Genomic DNA, 655 nt, shown 5'->3' with positions numbered 1-655 from the left:
AGACTCCGACCCCACCTCCGGGGCGGACTCCACCTCCTCCTGCACGGGCTGTTCGAGGATGAGGTGGACGTTCGTGCCGCTGATCCCGAACGCCGACACACCCGCACGCCGCGGACCAGAACCCGCCGGCCACTCACGCGGCGCGGTCAGCAACTCGACTGCTCCGGCCGACCAGTCGACGTGTGAGGACGGAGCGTCCACGTGCAGGGTCTGCGGCAGCATCCCGTGCCGCATCGCCTGCACCATCTTGATCACACCCGCCACACCCGCAGCCGCCTGGGTGTGACCGATATTCGACTTCACCGACCCCAACAACAACGGACGCGCCGGATCACGGTCCTGCCCATAGGTCGCCAGCAGTGCTTGTGCCTCGATCGGATCACCCAACGCCGTCCCAGTGCCATGCGCCTCCACCACATCCACATCACCCGGCTGCAACCCCGCACTCGCCAACGCCGCCCGAATCACCCGCTGCTGGGAGGGACCGTTCGGCGCCGACAGTCCGTTACTGGCCCCGTCCTGGTTGATCGCGCTACCGGCTACCACCGCCAGCACCCGGTGCCCGCGCGCGCGAGCGTCCGACAACCGCTCCAGGACCAGCACACCGACACCCTCACCCCACCCCGTGCCATCAGCCGCCTCCGCGAACGGCTTG

The 655-nt window shown here is 68.9% G+C and carries 1 protein-coding gene; it reads right to left on the bottom strand.

Annotated features, from left to right (window positions below):
- On the bottom strand, nt 1-655 hold a 655-nt coding region (locus tag WA788_RS35490; protein WP_335984625.1), incomplete at both ends, for a polyketide synthase.

Source organism: Streptomyces sp. CA2R106 (assembly GCF_037034245.1).
Classification (GTDB): domain Bacteria; phylum Actinomycetota; class Actinomycetes; order Streptomycetales; family Streptomycetaceae; genus Actinacidiphila.
This window is presented reverse-complemented; position numbering and strand designations above follow the sequence as displayed.